Raw genomic sequence first — 15,816 nt, forward strand, 5'->3', positions numbered from 1 at the left:
CGTGTCGTCCTCCTCCCCCGCCCCCGGTCTCAGCCCGATAGCCGACGCGGCTCCGGTGTCCCTCTGCACCCGCCGGCCGCACGTCCCCGCGGACCGGCTGGTGGCCGAGATGGTGCCGCCTCCCCGCTTCGACTCGGTCCGTTTCAGCACCTACCTCCCGGACCCGAACCAGCCCAGCCAGACCGAGGCGGTGGGTGCTCTGGAGACCTTCGCGGCCGGACTGGGCGGGGCGCATGCGACGGGCGCCGCCGGACGGGGTTTCTTCGGCTTCGGCCGGGCGAAGGCCTCCCGGCAGCCCGCCGGACCGCGCGGCGTCTACCTGGACGGCGGCTACGGCGTCGGCAAGACCCACCTGCTGGCCTCCCTGTGGCACGCCACCCCGGCCGAGCCCGCACTCAAGGCGTTCGGCACGTTCGTCGAGCTGACCAACCTCGTCGGCGCCCTGGGCTTCCAGCAGACCGTGCGCACCCTGTCCGGCCACCGTCTGCTGTGCATCGACGAGTTCGAGCTGGACGATCCCGGAGACACCGTTCTCGTGTCGACGCTGCTCGGCAAGCTGGTCGAGGCGGGCGTCGCGCTCGCCGCCACCTCCAACACCCTGCCCGGCAAGCTCGGCGAGGGCCGGTTCGCGGCCGCCGACTTCCTGCGCGAGATCCAGGGGCTGTCGGCGCACTTCCGAGCCCTGCGCATCGACGGTGAGGACTACCGCCACCGCGGCCTGCCCGAGGCGCCGGCGCCGTTCTCCGACGAGCAGGTGACCAAGGCGGCGTACGCGACCGAGGGCGCTTCGCTCGACGACTTCCCGCATCTGCTGGAGCACCTCGCCAAGGTCCACCCGAGCCGGTACGGCGCGCTGACCGACGGGCTGGGGGCGGTCTGCCTCACGGACGTGCGGCCGGTGCCCGACCAGTCCACTGCGCTCAGGCTGGTGGTCCTGGCCGACCGGCTCTACGACCGTGAGGTCCCGGTCCTCGCGTCCGGGCTCCCCTTCGACCGGCTGTTCAGCGAGGAGATGCTGAACGGCGGTTACCGCAAGAAGTACTTCCGCGCGATCTCCCGCCTCACGGCGCTGGCCCGCGACGCCCGACGGCTCGTCGAGACCCATTAAACGATCCTGGGCGTCGGGTCAAGAGCCGCTTCCCGCCACCCGTTCCTCTGTTTTGAGGCGCACTCCATCTGGAAACGTGGAGTTAACCCTGCAAACAACCTTGCAGGGTTAACGTGTTTCTTGACCAGTCGTTGACCAAGCGTTGATCTGGACCAGAAACGTGCAGCGTGAGGGGGGAGGCGCATGTTCCGTGGTACGACGGCCCGGGCCGTGATCTCGACCCTCGCCGCCCTTCTGCTCGCCCTCCCGTTCTTCGCACCCACGTCCTCCTTCGCACACGCGCACACCGTGCGTCACGCCGAAGCCAAGGTCAAGCCCGGATTCAAACCATCCGGCAAAGCGTTGCGTGAGAAAGCCGTCACACAACGCGACTGCGACCGCTCCGGCGGGCCCACCGACCCCCTGCGCACCCGGGACCGCAACCGGGCCGCCACGAGCGCCTCCGCGGCCTCGGCGCCCCAGGAACCCGAGCGCACACCGCTCTCGCTGGATCCCGCGGCCGCGCACCGGCCGGCCCGGCCCGGCGACCGCCACCATCGCCCGTCGAGATCCTCGACGGCCCACTCCCCGGCGCGACTTCAGGTCTTCCGCTGCTGAGCGAGCAGAACAGCGCTTCCCCCCACCTGTCCTGTGTCCTGCACGTCCGACGCGCCCCCACGGCGCGCCAGGAGGAGTCACCACGCCATGCAGCCCCTCATCGACAACGCCCGTACCTTCGGACAGCGCCCTGAGGAGTTCGCCGAACTCGCCGAAGGCCAGTCCCCACAGGTGCTGTTCATCACCTGCTCCGACTCCCGAGTCGTTCCCGCGCTGATCACGGGCGCCCGCCCCGGCGAGCTCTTCGAACTGCGCACCGCGGGCAACATCGTGCCCCCCTATGGTTCCGACCGCCCCACCGGCGAGGCGGCCACCATCGAATACGCCGTGGAGGTGCTCGGCGTCAGCGACATCGTGGTCTGCGGCCACTCGCACTGCGGCGCCGTCGGCGCGCTGGTCCGCGGCGACGACCTCGACGGCGTCCCGGCCGTACGCGACTGGCTCGCGCACGCCGCGGACGAGCCGGAGGCCGCCGACCCCGCCGACCCGACCGTCATGACGGCGGTGCAGAACCACGTGCTCGCCCAGCTGCTGCGGCTGCGTTCCTACCCCTGCGTCGAGAAGCGGCTGGCGGACGGCCGGATCCGGGTCCGCGGCTGGTACTACGAGGTGCACACCGGCGCCGTACGCGAACACCGCGTCGACACGGACGGCTTCGAGGCCCTGTGAGCGCCGCGACGGACCACGGCGCTCCCGTGCGAATATCCCGGTTCCCCCACCTCAAGCAGGACTTCTCCGCTTCCCTCGTGGTCTTCCTGGTGGCGCTCCCGCTGTGCGTGGGCGTGGCCGTGGCCTCCGGCGTGCCGGCCGAGCTCGGGCTCGTGACCGGCATCGTCGGCGGCATCGTCACCGGTCTCCTGCGGGGCAGCTCCCTGCAGGTGTCCGGTCCCGCGGCCGGTCTGACCGTGCTGGTCTACGAGGCGGTGCGGGAGTTCGGTCTGCCCGCCCTCGGAGTGATCGTCCTCGCCACGGGAGTGCTGCAGCTCGCCATGGGCGCCCTGAGGCTGGGTCGCTGGTTCCGGGCCATCTCGATCTCGGTCGTCGAGGGCATGCTGGCCGGAATCGGTCTGGTGCTGATCGCCGGGCAGCTGTACTCGATGGCCGACGGCAAGGCCCCCGAGTCCGGCCTGGAGAAGATCGCCGGACTGCCCGGGACGCTCGCGGACGCCGTCGGCGACGCCGACGCGTCCGCCTCCCTCCTGCTCGGCGCCGGCACCATCGCGGTGCTGGTGTTGTGGAAGCGGTTGCCCGCGAAGGCGCGCACCGTGCCGGGCCCGCTCGCCGCGGTGGGCCTGGCCACGCTCGCCGCCCTGCTGCTCGACCTGCCGGTGGCCACCGTCGAGGTCCAGGGCCTGCTGGGCTCCCTCCAGCCCCCGCCGCTCAGCGCCTTCGGCGACCTGGCGGACGTCGGCCTGCTCGGCACGATCGTCGCGTTCACCCTGATCGCGTCGGCCGAGTCGCTGTTCAGCGCGGCGGCCGTGGACCGGCTGCACGACGGCCCGCGCACCGAGTACGACAAGGAACTGATGGCGCAGGGCGCGGGCAACACGATCTGCGGGATCCTCGGCGCGCTGCCGATGACCGCGGTGATCGTGCGCAGTGCCGCCAACGTGCAGGCGGGCGCCCGCACGAAGACGTCCCGGGTGCTGCACGGCGTGTGGCTGCTGCTGTTCGCGGCCCTGCTGCCGGGTGCGCTGGCCTACATCCCCGTCCCGGCGCTGGCCGGCATCCTCGTGCACGCGGGCGGCAAGCTCGTGCCCGTGCGGACCATCGCCGGACTGTGGCGCGAGCACCGCGGAGAAGCGCTGGTCCTCGTCGTCACGGCCGTGTCCATCGTCGCGGTCAGCATGTTCGAGGGCGTCCTCATCGGTCTGGCGCTGGCCGTGGTCAAGACCGCCTGGGAGGCCTCGCACCTCAAGCTGGAGATCGTCGACAAGGGCGCGGGACCCGTCCAGGCGCATCTGTCGGGCAACGCGACCTTCCTGCGCCTGCCGAAGATCCTCGACAGCCTGGAGGCCCTTCCGCAGGACCGCCCGGTGGTGGTGGACCTCTCCGGCCTGCACCACCTCGACCACGCCTGCCGTACGGCCCTCGAGACCTGGGCGGAGCGGCACAGCGCGGTCGGCACCGAACCGGTGAAGGTCACGGAGCCGGTGAAAGTCACGCAACGCGTGACGACCGGGTAGCGGCCCGGGCCGGCTGAGCCCGCTGTGCGGTCCGGACCACGGGACGTGGGCCATGGGACGTGGGCCATGGGCCATGGGACGTGGCCCCGGACCGGACAGCGGGCATATCGTTGACAGGAGCAGACAGAACGGCTGTCACGAACCTCTGGTCGAGGGGGTCGTCATGCTCCAGGAGTTGCTGGGTGCGGCCGCGGCGGTCGCCGCCGGAGCCGCCGTGTACCTCGCCGCCGCCGCACGGGTCGTCAGGCAGTACGAGCGCGGCGTGGTCCTGCGCCTCGGCCGCCTGCACGGCGACGTCCGCCCACCGGGGCTCACCCTCGTCATCCCCGCCGTGGACCGGCTGCGCAAGGTCAACCTGCAGATCGTGACGATGCCCGTCCCCGGCCAGGAGGGCATCACCCGCGACAACGTGACCGTGCGGGTCGACGCCGTCGTGTACTTCCGGGTGGTGGACGCCGCTGCCGCGATCATCAACGTCGAGGATTACCGTTTCGCCGTCTCACAGATGGCCCAGACCTCCCTGCGCTCGATCATCGGCAAGAGCGAGCTGGACGACCTGCTGTCGAACCGGGAGAAGCTCAACGAAGGCCTGGAACTGATGATCGACAGCCCTGCCGTGGGCTGGGGCGTCCAGATCGACCGTGTCGAGATCAAAGACGTGTCCCTGCCCGACACGATGAAGCGCTCGATGGCCCGCCAGGCCGAAGCCGACCGGGAGCGGCGGGCTCGGATCATCAACGCGGACGCCGAGCTCCAGGCCTCCAAGAAGCTCGCCGAAGCGGCCAAGGAGATGTCGGAGCAGCCGGCCGCCCTGCAGTTGCGCCTGCTCCAGACGGTGGTGGCGGTCGCCGCGGAGAAGAACTCCACACTCGTCCTGCCGTTCCCGGTCGAACTGCTGCGCTTCTTGGAGAAGGCACAGCAACCGGTACAGCAACCACTGGTGCAGCAGCAACCGGTGCAGCAACAGCCGCCGGGGGTGGTGCAGGAAGCGGTACCACAACAGCTTGCGGAGAAGGGGCAACAACCGGTGTCTCAACGGTCGGTGGACGGGGAGCAGAAACCGCTACCGCAACAATCACCGGAGGGGACCAAGCAACCGCTTACGCAAGAACCGCCGGAGGGGGCGTAGAAACCGCTTACGCGACCGCGTCCGGTGCAGTCGCACCCAAATTCCTCGCTGCCCCCCACCCCACCAAATCCTGACCACCTCCGCCCTGCGCCACTTCCCATTCCATCTCCGGCACTTTCCACCGCATCCACTGCGCCCTCTCATATCCTCGACTCGCCTCCATCGCAGGCTTTCGACGAATGACACGTGCTACAGGCGTGGTTCCCGGAGCGCACTCCGGGTGATAGACACAGCGGGATCACAGTTCCTGTCCGCCAGCAGGAAGGTTTCCCCATGTCTGCGACACGACGTCAGATCCTCGTCGGCAGCGGCGCCCTTGGAGCGGGATTGAGCATCGCGTTCACCGGCGCGCTCTCCGAGCTCTTCGCGGGAACCGCCGCCGCACAGGACGTCGGTCACGAAGGCTACGGCCCCCTCGTGCCCGACCCGAAAGGTCTGCTCGACCTCCCCAAAGGCTTCCGCTACCGGGTCCTGTCCCGCGAGGGGGACCCTCTACGCTCCGGCGAGGGCTCGGTGCCCTCGAACCATGACGGTATGACGGCACTGCCCGGTCACGGCGGTCGGGTCCACCTCGTGCGCAACCACGAGAACCGCCCCACCGCCGCGCACCCCGTGCCCACGGTCGAGGGCCTGACCTACGACCCGGCCGGCAAGGGCGGCTGCACGGCCCTGACGCTGGACTCCCGGAACAAGGTCCTTTCCGAGCGGGTCGCCATCGCGGGAACGGCCGTCAACTGCGCGGGTGGGCCCACCCCCTGGCACACCTGGCTGACCTGTGAGGAGACCGAGGACAAGGCAGGCACAAACGGTTACTCAAAGGACCATGGTTTCATCTTCGAAGTCGACGCGTCCGACCCGCGCCGCACGGGGGCCGTCCCACTGACCGCCATGGGTCGTTTTCAGCACGAGGCGATCGCTGTCGATCCGCGCCGCGGGATCGTTTACGAAACTGAGGACGCGTTTCTCAAACCGTTCGGCCTTTTCTACCGCTTTCTCCCGGAGAAACCGTTGGGCGGGGTGGGCTCTCTCCGCGCGGGTGGCCGACTGCAGGCGATGCGCGTTCCCGGCGTCACGGATCTGTCCTCCATCCGGACCACCGGTGCTGTCTTCGACGGCATCGAGTGGGTGGACGTACCGGATCCGCTCGCCGCGGAAACCCCGGTCCGCCTGCAGGACTTCGGCCCCAAAGGCATTACGCACGCCCAGAAGCTGGAGGGTTGTTACTGGGGCGGTCGGTGCGTGTACTTCGTCTCCTCGTTCGCGCGCGGTTCGGACGGGTCGGCAGCCGATCACTTCGGTCAGATCTGGCGCTACGACCCCCAGCAACGTCGCCTCACGCTCGTCGTCCGCTTCGGCCCGGACACGGACGTGCAGCTGCCCGGAGAGTCCCCCGACAACATCTGTCTCGCCCCGAGCGGCGGCCTGATGGTCTGCGAGGACGGCAACGGCGCCCAGCACGTCTTCGGCGTGACCAGGACCGGCGAGGTGTACGCGATGGCGCGGGGCCGCCAGAACATCGGAACGCCCGAGGCCCCGGAGTGGGGCGAGTTCGCCGGCGTCACCTTCTCTCCCGACGGTGGGACGATGTACGTCAACTGCTACACGCCCGGGACGACCTTCGCCGTGACGGGGCCCTGGCGGCGTTAGGTCCGGTCGGCGCAGCGGACGGTGTGCGCCGCACGGAGCAACCGCACGGCACCGCCTCCGGCCGCGTCCCGACGTCCCGCGCCCCACGGCCGCCGCGGACCGAGCCGGCGATGCCTCACGGACATCCCGGACGAGACCGGGCCCGGTCGATGAGAACCTCTCCCGTCAGCGTCAGTCGAGAGGGTCGACCGCGGGCTTCGCTCCACCTCGGGTGCGTCAGACGCGTTGAGCGCGCCTGACGCACCCCGACTTCCCCGAGGGTTCGGGGAACCGGAAGCATGGCTGCGCCCTTGCGTCGGTGTCACACGAGCGGCCGGGCGGGTGACAGCGCATGGGACGCGGTCACGTGCCGACGCGGACGCCGACGCATTTCTCATATCTTCATACGATGATCACTCCCGCTTGTCGCCGCCTGGTCGCCCTCTGCGCGCTCGGCACCACTCTCGGAGCCCTCGCCGCCTGCGGAAGCCCTCAGCAGACCCCGACTCCCCGCACGGCCTCCTCGTCTCCCGCTTCCGCCGCCCCGGGCCATCCGTCGGCGCCCCTCTCCCACGCCCCCGCCGCCCCGTCCCGGCCCCCGACGCTCGCGCCCGGACCGGCCGGCCTCACCCCTGTCTTCCGCAACGCGCCCCGCGCTCCCGGCAAGACGGTCGCCCTCACCTTCGACGCCGACATGACCGCTGACCAGGGCGGCCGGGCGGCTGCGGGCGAGCACTTCGACAACCCCGGGCTGATCGCGGCGTTGCGTACGCTGAAGGTGCCGGCCACCGTGTTCATGACGGGTCGTTGGGCGGAGGAGTACCCGGACCAAGCCCGTTCCATCGGCCGCGACTCCCTGTTCGAGATCGCGAACCACTCCTACAGCCACTTCGCCTTCACCGATGACTGCTACGGCCTGCCGACCGTCCCCGAGGACCGGATGCGAGAGGACGTGGAGCGGGCGTACACCGCGCTTCACAAGGCCGGAGTGCCGGAGCCGATGCCCTATTTCCGTTTTCCCGGCGGCTGCTACGACCGGCGGGCACTGCGCGCGGTGAGCGGCACCGGTGTGACCGCCGTTCAGTGGGACGTGGTGAGTGGAGACGCTTTCGCAACGGACGCCGACGCAGTGGCTCAACAGGTGTTGCAGGGTGTGAAGCCCGGCTCAGTGGTCGTGATGCACTGCACCCGAAGCGCCGCCCCGACGACCGAGCAGGTGGTACGGACGGTCGTGCCTGAACTGCGCCGCCAGGGATACCGGTTCGTGAAGGTGTCGGAACTGATCGGCACGGCGAACGCGCGACACTGACTCGTGCGGCTCGTGTGCGTCGCCCGGACCGGCCCCCCGTGTCACCCAGCGACCTCGAGCGCCGATCTCATGGGCGGAGAAGTTTTCGTACGCTGAAGGCATGAGTGGCGAAACCGAACGGGATTACTGCTTGATCGACGCGACGACTCCGCCCAGGGCTGACGGGCCGCCATACGCGGAGTGCGTCCTGTGCAGGAAGCCCACCGAATACCCGGAGTCACACAAAGGGGTCACGTTGTGCCCGGCGTGCGAGTGGCAGGAGGCTCAGCGGACCGCTTGCTCCGGGTAATCGCTCACGCCCACTTACTTTACGTAACCGCTTCCAGTCGGTCCGCTGCGCGTAACCGCTCACTGAGAGCGATTTATTGCGTATCCGTTTACCGTCGCTGTGGCTTTCAGTAATCGCTTACCCGATGCGGCACCCCGAGGCTCGTTCCCCGCCTCCTCACCTTCCCGCTTCCTCCCCTTCCTGTCCCCTTCTCTTCCTGTCCCCTCTTCCCTTCTCTTCCCTCTCCCCTCAAGGGGATCGTCGGGAAGTGAGCGAACAAGACGCGGCGATTGCCGCAGCGCTCAGCAGGGCTGCCGCGGCCAGGGGCAGGACCGGTGTGTGGACCGTCGCCGTGTGGGAGCCGCCGACCAGACCGCTGACGGCCGCGTGGGCGGGTGAACCGCTCACGACCAGCGCCAGCAGGGCCGCCAGCAGCAGCGCGGGCACCGCCCGACCCGTCGAGCGCAGCACGGGCCAGGCGGTGAGCGCGCCGACCGCCGTGCCGAGCAGTGCACAGGTCAGGACCGCGAGCAGGCCGGCGCCTGCGGCTTCGAGGACGGGAACCCGTCTCTGGTGATCGCTGCCGACGGGGTCGCTGATGAGCGTGACGATCGCTGTCGTGATCGTGCCGAGCACAGCGGCCGAAGTCAGCGCGACCAGCACGGAAGCCAGGTGTGCCCGGGCCGGACCGACGGCTGCCGCGACCACTGCACGAGCGGTCGGGGGTTCGTTGGCGACACAGATCCGCACCAGCCAGGCGGCGACGGGCAACAGGAAGGCGGCGGCGTAGCCGAGAGAGTCCAGCAGCGGCTGGCCGCCCTGTACGCCGATGCCGAGCGAAGCGGTGTACAGCAAGAACGGCGGCAGCCAGCGCTGCGACCGCACCAACAGGGCGGTCTGGTAACGCAATAGGGCAGTCATCGGCAACTCTCATCCTGGCTGTGTTCCTGGCTGTCGTCTCGGCCCTCGTTCTGGCTCGCATCTCCGCTTCCGTCGTGGCGGACGCTCACCACGTGCCACGGCGGGCGGGCGGTCAGCAGAGCGCGGAGCAGGACGTCGGAGTGGGAGGCGGGGACAGTGAGCACATGGAGCCGCTCGGCCGTCTCCTCGGCGACGACGGCCAGGCGGAGCACCTCCGCGGGAAGCGGGGCGGCCGCGCCGTGTACCTCGATGATCATGTGCGGGCCGTCGGGTACGACGGCCGGTTCTTCGCCGGCACGGCGGTGGAGGCCACCGTCGCGCACCGTGTAGGCGGTGTCCGCGGCCCCGGCGAGACGGCGGGGGTCGTGGTCGACGAAGACGACGGCCGCGCCGGCGGCCCTCCGCTCGGCGACCGCTCGTTCCAGTTCGGCCCGCGCGTCCGCGTCCAGGCCGGTCCACGCTTCGTCCAGGATCAGCAGCTCGGGCTCGGCGAGGAGCGCCTGGGCGACGGCGACCTTCTGGCTGCTGCCCTTGGAGAGGCGGGTCATGGGCGTGCGGGCGTGGGCGACCGCGCCGAAGCGGTCCAGCCACTCCTCCGCGGCCCGCTCGGCCGACACTCGGGGCAGGCCGTGCACCGTGCCGAGATGAGTCAGATAGCCGAAGGCGGTGAAGGGGAGGGCGGCGGGGAAGCGTTCAGGCACGTAGGCGGTGCGGGGGCGGCCCGTGATGCTGCCCTCCGTGGGCGCGTCGATCCCGGCGAGGAGCCGGAGAAGTGTGGACTTGCCGCTGCCGTTGGGGCCGTCGATGCGGGTGAGGCTGCCGGGGGCCAGTCCCAGATGCACGTTGCGCAGCACCCACGGGCCGCGTAACCCATAGCGGCGGCTTACATCGTCCAGGCGTAGATCGCGCTTCATGAAGACCATACCTTTCGCGAGAGGGCCGCGCCCTGGTGGCATGAGAACGAGTAGAAGCGGTTACCGCGTTCCGGACGACTCGGTGGGGGGGCAGGGACAGCCGCCTGCCGCCACGGGCAACGCCACAGAGGCGCCGACTGCTGCGGGGTCCGTCGGTCAAGTAGCCTGCGCCTGTGAGTGAGAGTCCCTTTCAGACCGAGCCGAACCCTCGTGACCAGGCTCCGCAGTTCGTGTTGCCGCTCGTCGTACGGATAGAGAAGTCCGCGCCCCCGGCCCGTACCGACGCCTTGGAGACCGCTGCTCGTGCCGTGCTGGTCATGCTCGCCGACGAGCGGTCCGTCGGGGACGGCGAGTGGGCACAGGTCATGACGGACTGGCAGGACGCCCGGATTCGCAAGGTGGTGCGACGGGCCCGGGGGGCCGAGTGGCGGCGAGCCGGGGAGTTGCCGGGGATCACGGTTACCGGCAAGTCGGCTGAGGTGCGGGTGTTTCCGCCCGTGCCGCTGGACGGGTGGCCGAAGGAACTGGCGAAGCTGCAAGTTTCAGGAACCGATCTCGACGATCCGGAAACCCCTGCGGACGTCGAGCCGGGGACGGTCGTGCTGTGGATGAGTCCGGACGTCGCGATGTCCGCGGGCAAGGCGATGGCCCAGGCCGGGCATGGCGCGCAGCTCGCCTGGTGGGAACTGTCGGACGCCGAACGGGCCGGCTGGCGCGAGGCGGGATTCCCGCTCGCTGTACGGACCGCGGATCGGCGGCGGTGGCATGAACTGACGGCGAGCGGGCTGCCGTTGGTGCGGGACGCGGGCTTCACCGAGATCGCCCCGGGCAGTTGCACCGTCGTCGCGGAGCATCCGGCCCTGCGCACCCGCTGATCCCTCTCCCTCCGCTCTTCCGCTCCCTCCCCTGCCCCTGCCCCTGCCCCTGCCCCTGCCCCTGCCCCACCCTCCCTTGTCCGCCGGCTGCTGCCGCCGCTCCGGTGCCCCCTCTGTACCCCTCCCCTGTGCGCCCGTCTGCCCTGTCCGCCCCTCTACCCTTCCGCTGCACTTCCGCGCGCGAACCTCAAATGTTGCTCTGAAGGGGAGTCCCAGGCGGTTCGGCGGAGGACAGTGGGGCCATACCACCGTCACCACGCAGGGGGAACGAAGGAGGCGGGGACCATGAGGCGACTGGGGACGGGGATCGGCTGGCGGCCGGAGATCGCGGACGCCGTGGAGCGGATGCCGGGCATCGACTGGGTCGAGGCCGTCGCAGAGAACGTCTGTCCAGGGCACCTGCCCGCTTCCCTCCTACGGCTCCGCGAGCGGGGGATCACCGTCGTTCCGCACGGCGTCTCGCTCGGGCTCGGCGACGCGGAACGGCCCGACCGGGAGCGCCTGGCCGCCCTCGCCCAGCGGGCCGAGGCACTGGGGTCGCCTCTGGTCACCGAGCACATCGCGTTCGTCCGCGCGGGCGGCCCTTTGACGGGGTCGCCACGGCTGGAGGCCGGACACCTGCTGCCCGTACCGCGCACGCGCGACGCCCTCGACGTGCTGTGCGAGAACGTGCGCATAGCTCAGGACGCGTTGCCCGTGCCGCTCGCGGTCGAGAACATCGCCGCGCTCGTGGCGTGGCCGGGCGAGGAGATGACCGAGGGACAGTTCCTTTACGAGCTGGCCGACCGTACGGGCGTACGGCTGCTCATCGACGTGGCCAACCTGCACACCAATCACGTGAACCGCGGCGAGAATCCCGCCGAGGCGCTAGCGGAACTGCCTCTGGAGGCCATCGCCTACGTCCACGTGGCGGGCGGTTTCGAGCGGGACGGCGTCTGGCACGACAGCCACGCCCATCCGGTGCCTCGGCGGGTCCTCGACATTCTGACCGACCTCGCTTCCCGGGTGTCGCCGCCGGGAGTATTGCTGGAGCGGGACGACAACTTCCCCGAACCGACCGATCTGGAGAGGGAGTTGGCCGCGATTCGGACAGCTGTCCAGACCGGGGCGGCCCAGGGCTCCGGCGCGCGAACCTCTTCGAGCACCGGAACGCACGGCGTGACACACGCGCCGACCACTCCCGACACCCTCGCCACCCCAGTCGCCCTCGCCACTCCTGACACCTCAGCCGTCCCGGCCACCCCTGACACCCCAGCCGCTCCGGACGCAGCGGATACCCCAGCCGAGGCAGCCCGTCAGCGTCTCGGGCTCGCTCAGGCGGCCCTGCTGTCCGCCCTGGTCGCCGGGACACCGGTTCCCGAGGGTTTCGACCGGGTGAGGCTCGGTGTGCAGGCGCGGGCGCTCGCGGCGAAGCGGGCGGACGTGGTGGCGAAGGTCGCACCGGAGCTGCCGCTGATTCTCGGAGACGGTTACCGGACCGCTTTCATCGCGTACACCCGGGGGCACCCGATGCGCGACGGCTACCGGCAGGACGCCCTGGATTTCGCCGAGGAAATGCTGCGGGGCACCCGCGCCGCGCAGGGGCGGTCCCGTCGCGAGCTGCGCCGCTGGTGGCTGGACCGCTCAGGTCCCGCGCCACGGCGGACGTCGCGCCTGGGCCGGGTGGGACGAGCGCTCATCCGGCACTGACGACCTCCATACGGTCGCTCCGTCCGGAATGTGCCCGGGTTAACACCACCCTCACGCCAGAGAATCAGAGCGACCACTGTAACCCTTTACTGCTATTTCATACCTATTCACCCACCCCTCCCCGCATCCTCTTTCGACCGATATGCGAATGATGCAATCCTTCGCCCCTGTACGGCAGTTGGCGGGACGGGCGCAGTAATATGCCAGTCCCGCAACCGAAGCGCACTAATGTGCAGCGCCGTGAGCAGGAGGCACCATGCGCCCGCGACCCCCGATCAAGGGCAGAGGCATCTTCAGTGGCACCGGGCTCATCATCACCGGTCTGGCGGCGACCCTCGCGGCGCTGGTCTTCCCGGTCTGGTCGTACTCCGGTCAGCCGACCGCAGGCGCGGACGTGCTGAACGCGGAGGCTGTGGCGACCCAGTACGGGCCGCTGTCCGCGCTGGACCAGGAGTTCATCACCAAGGTCCGGCTGGCCGGGCTGTGGGAGCTGCCCGCAGGTCAGCAGGCGCAGACGAAGGGCACGACCGAGGCGGTGCGGACGGCGGGCCGGCACCTCGTCGAGGGGCACGCCTTCCTGGACCAGCGGGTGCGCACTGTCGCCTCCCAGCTGGGTCTCACGCTGCCCGACGAGCCCAATGAGCAGCAGAAGGGGTGGCTGGCGGAGCTGGACGCGGCGCAGGGCGTGCAGTATGACAGCAGGTTCGCCAACATTCTGCGCCTCGCGCACGGCCGGGTGTTCTCACTGGTCGCCCAGGTACGGGCCGGCACCCGCAACTCCCTGGTGCGCGAGCTCGCCGACGACGCCAACACCACCGTGCTCGACCACATCAAGATCCTTGAGGCCACCGGGTACGTCGACTTCGACGCGCTCGCCCAGGACCTGACCACCGGCAGCACGCCACCACCCTCCGACGCCTCCGCGCCACCCGTGTCACCCGTGTCACCCGTGTCACCCGTGTCACCCGTGTCACCCGTGTCACCCGGAGCGTCGGCCGCCTCGTCCGGTCCCGGACCGGTAGTCCCGCTCCCCGCGCCGTCGTATCCCACGTACACGCTCCCGCCGGCGGCCGCGAGCCCACCGCCCGGCTCTTGAACCCTCGTCCGCGAACGCGGGCGACGACCGTGCGTACCTGCCCTCCGGTGGCCGTACGGAGGATCCGCGCGGTCCGAGAGCCGGACCTGCGGGCCGGCTTCGCGCGTCGCGAGCCGCACGGGCGCGACTGAGACAGGGCCGGGGCGCGCTCCATCGCCGGAGGGCGCACAGGGGCATTGGCGCCGACACCCGCCGGTGGTGCTTGCCTTCCCACTGGGCCGAACCAAACATCCCTTTTGTCGCTGTCGTGCACCGAAGGGACACCCGATGCGAGCCGCCGCCCTCCATTCGGCTGCAGGAGCCCTGCTGCTGACCGCCCTCACCGCCGTCCCGGCAAGCGGCGTCCCCCACTCCTACGCCCCCGGCCTCCCGAGCGACCCGGAGCGTTCCGTCGCCTCCGGCAAGGCGCTCGCCTCCGGCCGGACACTCGCCGCCTTCACGGCGCTCACCCCCGGAGCCGCGCTCAGCCCCGACGCCGCACATGCCCCCGGAGTCACGCTCACCCCCGACGCCGCTCACGCCCCCGGCGTGGCGCTCGCCGCCGTGCGGGCCGCCGCCGAGGGCGTCACCTTCGGGAAGTGCCCCGACGCGCAGGATCTGCCGGGCGGGATGCAGTGCGGCACGGTCGCCGTACCGCTCGACTACGCGCACCCCGACGGTCCGCGGATCAAACTGTCCGTCAGCAGGGCGTCGGCCACCCGCAGGGATCCGCACAACAGCGAGCGGCGGGTGCCCCGGCAGGGCGCGCTGGTCTTCAACCCGGGCGGGCCCGGCGGCTCGGGCCGGTACTTCCCGCTGGTCGGGCTGCTGCCGGAGTGGAAGCGCATCGGCGCCGCGTACGACCTCGTCGGCTACGACCCGCGCGGCGTCGGCCGGTCGGCGCCCCTGTCCTGCCAGGATCCCAAGCGCTTCTTCAAGGGCCCCTCCCCCGCTCCGGCCCATCCCTCGGAGTCGTACAAGAGGGAACGCATCGCGCAGGCGAAGGCTTACGCACGCGGTTGCGCCAAGCGGTCGGGCAGTGCCCTGCGGCACTACAACTCGCTCAACAACGCACGCGACCTGGACGTGCTGCGTGCGGCGCTGGGCGAGGACCGGCTGACGTTCATGGGAGCGTCGTACGGCACCTATTTCGGGGCGCTGTACGCGACGCTGTTCCCCTCGCACGTGCGGCGGATGGTGTTCGACGCGGCCGTGAACCCGGACCCCGCGCAGATCTGGTACCGCGACAACCTCGGCCAGTCGGCGGCGTTCGAGAGCCGCTGGGCGGACCTGCGGGAGTGGATCGCCGCGCACGACGACGTGTACGGCCTCGGCGACACCGCGGACGAGGTGCTGCACAGCTACGAGCGAGCCCGCGCCCGGCTGGCCGCGGAGCCGGCCGGCGGGAAGGTGGGGCCCGGTCAGCTGCAGGGCGCGTTCCTTCAGGCCGCGTACTACGACGACTACTGGCCGGGCCGGGCGCAGGCGCTGTCGGAGTATCTGAAGGGCGATCCGAAGCAGCTGATCGCGCAGGCCGCTCCCGTGCTCGAGGCGGCCGCCGAGGCGGAGAACGCCAACGCCGTGTACACGGCCGTGGAGTGCAACGACGCGCCCTGGCCCACGGACTGGAAGGTGTGGGACCGCGACAACACCCGGCTCGCGCGGGTCGCCCCGTTCGAGACGTGGGACAACGTGTGGGCGAACCTGCCGTGCGCCTACTGGCCGGTGCCCCGGCAGCGGCCGCTCGACGTGCGGACGGGGCGGGGTGAGCTGCCGCCGACGCTGATCCTGGCCGCCGAGCGGGACGCGGCCGCGCCGTACGCGGGAGCCCTGGAAATGCACCGGCGGCTGTCGGGCTCGGTGTTGGTGACGGAGCGGGACGCGGGCACCCACGGCATCGCGGGAGGGCCCAACCGGTGCGTCAACGGGTATCTCGACGCGTATCTTCTGGAGGGACGGCTCCCGGCTCGGCGCGCCGCCTGCGCGGGACGCGCGGAGCCGAAGCCGAAGCCGAGCGCTGCGCACTGAGGCCCCCGAAGCCCATCACCGCCCCACCCGCACCCGGCACTCCCACGGCACCGGGGCCTCCGAGCGGCCGGGGCCTCCGAGCGGCCGGGCC

14 protein-coding genes are annotated in these 15,816 nt (G+C 70.8%); 12 read left to right on the forward strand and 2 right to left on the reverse strand.

Going from position 1 to position 15,816, the window contains the following annotated elements; translation table 11 throughout:
• Nucleotide 1: 1 nt before the first annotated feature.
• The 8 genes from zapE to IE239_RS41770 all read left to right on the forward strand — a co-directional run bounded on the left by zapE (nt 2) and on the right by IE239_RS41770 (nt 8,244).
• Nucleotides 2-1,108, forward strand: coding sequence for a cell division protein ZapE (zapE, locus tag IE239_RS02990; RefSeq protein WP_190147636.1), 1,107 nt, complete (start codon nt 2-4; stop codon nt 1,106-1,108).
• Between the two features lie 183 nt (nt 1,109-1,291).
• Complete coding sequence (locus tag IE239_RS02995) at nt 1,292-1,705, forward strand: hypothetical protein (RefSeq protein WP_190147637.1); 414 nt, start codon at nt 1,292-1,294, stop codon at nt 1,703-1,705.
• Between the two features lie 87 nt (nt 1,706-1,792).
• The gene (locus IE239_RS03000; protein WP_190147638.1) at nt 1,793-2,374 is read left to right on the forward strand and encodes a carbonic anhydrase; all 582 of its coding nucleotides are present in this window, start codon (nt 1,793-1,795) and stop codon (nt 2,372-2,374) included.
• Nucleotides 2,371-3,891: a SulP family inorganic anion transporter gene (locus IE239_RS03005; protein WP_190147639.1), complete on the forward strand. Its 1,521-nt coding sequence runs from the start codon at nt 2,371-2,373 to the stop codon at nt 3,889-3,891. The genes IE239_RS03000 and IE239_RS03005 overlap by 4 nt, the downstream gene beginning before the upstream one ends.
• Before the next feature lie 163 nt (nt 3,892-4,054).
• Nucleotides 4,055-5,020 (forward strand): slipin family protein, encoded by a 966-nt coding sequence (locus tag IE239_RS03010; RefSeq protein ID WP_190147640.1) that lies wholly within the window; start codon nt 4,055-4,057, stop codon nt 5,018-5,020.
• Nucleotides 5,021-5,293: 273 nt separating this feature from the next.
• Nucleotides 5,294-6,667 carry an alkaline phosphatase PhoX gene (locus IE239_RS03015; protein WP_190147641.1) on the forward strand — a complete coding sequence of 458 codons (1,374 nt, stop codon included), beginning with the start codon at nt 5,294-5,296 and terminating at the stop codon, nt 6,665-6,667.
• 388 nt (nt 6,668-7,055) lie between these two features.
• Nucleotides 7,056-7,955: a polysaccharide deacetylase family protein gene (locus IE239_RS03020; protein WP_190147642.1), complete on the forward strand. Its 900-nt coding sequence runs from the start codon at nt 7,056-7,058 to the stop codon at nt 7,953-7,955.
• Nucleotides 7,956-8,055: 100 nt separating this feature from the next.
• Entirely contained in the window at nt 8,056-8,244 is a 189-nt protein-coding gene (locus tag IE239_RS41770) for a hypothetical protein (protein WP_229877728.1), read from the forward strand.
• Nucleotides 8,245-8,472: 228 nt separating this feature from the next.
• On the opposite strand, the gene IE239_RS03025 is transcribed toward IE239_RS41770, so the two are convergent.
• Nucleotides 8,473-9,144: an ABC transporter gene (locus IE239_RS03025; protein WP_190147643.1), complete on the reverse strand. Its 672-nt coding sequence runs from the start codon at nt 9,142-9,144 to the stop codon at nt 8,473-8,475.
• The gene (locus IE239_RS03030) at nt 9,141-10,058 is read right to left on the reverse strand and encodes an ATP-binding cassette domain-containing protein (protein ID WP_190147644.1); all 918 of its coding nucleotides are present in this window, start codon (nt 10,056-10,058) and stop codon (nt 9,141-9,143) included. The genes IE239_RS03025 and IE239_RS03030 overlap by 4 nt, the downstream gene beginning before the upstream one ends.
• Before the next feature lie 173 nt (nt 10,059-10,231).
• Here IE239_RS03030 and IE239_RS03035 point away from each other — a divergent pair, with 173 nt between their 5' ends.
• From IE239_RS03035 to IE239_RS03050, 4 genes are all read left to right on the forward strand, one after another.
• Nucleotides 10,232-10,933, forward strand: coding sequence for a peptidyl-tRNA hydrolase (locus tag IE239_RS03035; protein WP_190147645.1), 702 nt, complete (start codon nt 10,232-10,234; stop codon nt 10,931-10,933).
• 285 nt (nt 10,934-11,218) lie between these two features.
• Nucleotides 11,219-12,622: an MbnB/TglH/ChrH family RiPP precursor modification enzyme gene (locus IE239_RS03040; protein ID WP_190147646.1), complete on the forward strand. Its 1,404-nt coding sequence runs from the start codon at nt 11,219-11,221 to the stop codon at nt 12,620-12,622.
• Between the two features lie 256 nt (nt 12,623-12,878).
• Nucleotides 12,879-13,718, forward strand: a complete 840-nt coding sequence (locus IE239_RS03045) for a DUF4142 domain-containing protein (protein WP_190147647.1) — start codon at nt 12,879-12,881, stop codon at nt 13,716-13,718.
• Nucleotides 13,719-13,985: 267 nt separating this feature from the next.
• Entirely contained in the window at nt 13,986-15,725 is a 1,740-nt protein-coding gene (locus IE239_RS03050) for an alpha/beta hydrolase (protein ID WP_229877730.1), read from the forward strand.
• The last annotated feature ends 91 nt before the right edge of the window (nt 15,726-15,816 follow it).

Source organism: Streptomyces humidus (genome assembly GCF_014649655.1).
Taxonomy (GTDB): Bacteria; Actinomycetota; Actinomycetes; order Streptomycetales; family Streptomycetaceae; genus Streptomyces; species Streptomyces humidus.

Excerpts from the sequence above, each read along its gene's own strand:
- IE239_RS02995 (WP_190147637.1), top strand. The coding sequence starts at position 1,292 with ATGTTCCGTGGTACGACGGCCCGGGCCGTGATCTCGACCCTCGCCGCC.
- IE239_RS03000 (WP_190147638.1), top strand. The coding sequence starts at position 1,793 with ATGCAGCCCCTCATCGACAACGCCCGTACCTTCGGACAGCGCCCTGAG.
- IE239_RS03010 (WP_190147640.1), top strand. The coding sequence starts at position 4,055 with ATGCTCCAGGAGTTGCTGGGTGCGGCCGCGGCGGTCGCCGCCGGAGCC.
- IE239_RS03015 (WP_190147641.1), top strand. The coding sequence starts at position 5,294 with ATGTCTGCGACACGACGTCAGATCCTCGTCGGCAGCGGCGCCCTTGGA.
- IE239_RS03020 (WP_190147642.1), top strand. The coding sequence starts at position 7,056 with ATGATCACTCCCGCTTGTCGCCGCCTGGTCGCCCTCTGCGCGCTCGGC.
- IE239_RS41770 (WP_229877728.1), top strand. The coding sequence starts at position 8,056 with ATGAGTGGCGAAACCGAACGGGATTACTGCTTGATCGACGCGACGACT.
- IE239_RS03025 (WP_190147643.1), bottom strand. The coding sequence starts at position 9,144 with ATGACTGCCCTATTGCGTTACCAGACCGCCCTGTTGGTGCGGTCGCAG.
- IE239_RS03030 (WP_190147644.1), bottom strand. The coding sequence starts at position 10,058 with ATGAAGCGCGATCTACGCCTGGACGATGTAAGCCGCCGCTATGGGTTA.
- IE239_RS03040 (WP_190147646.1), top strand. The coding sequence starts at position 11,219 with ATGAGGCGACTGGGGACGGGGATCGGCTGGCGGCCGGAGATCGCGGAC.
- IE239_RS03045 (WP_190147647.1), top strand. The coding sequence starts at position 12,879 with ATGCGCCCGCGACCCCCGATCAAGGGCAGAGGCATCTTCAGTGGCACC.
- IE239_RS03050 (WP_229877730.1), top strand. The coding sequence starts at position 13,986 with ATGCGAGCCGCCGCCCTCCATTCGGCTGCAGGAGCCCTGCTGCTGACC.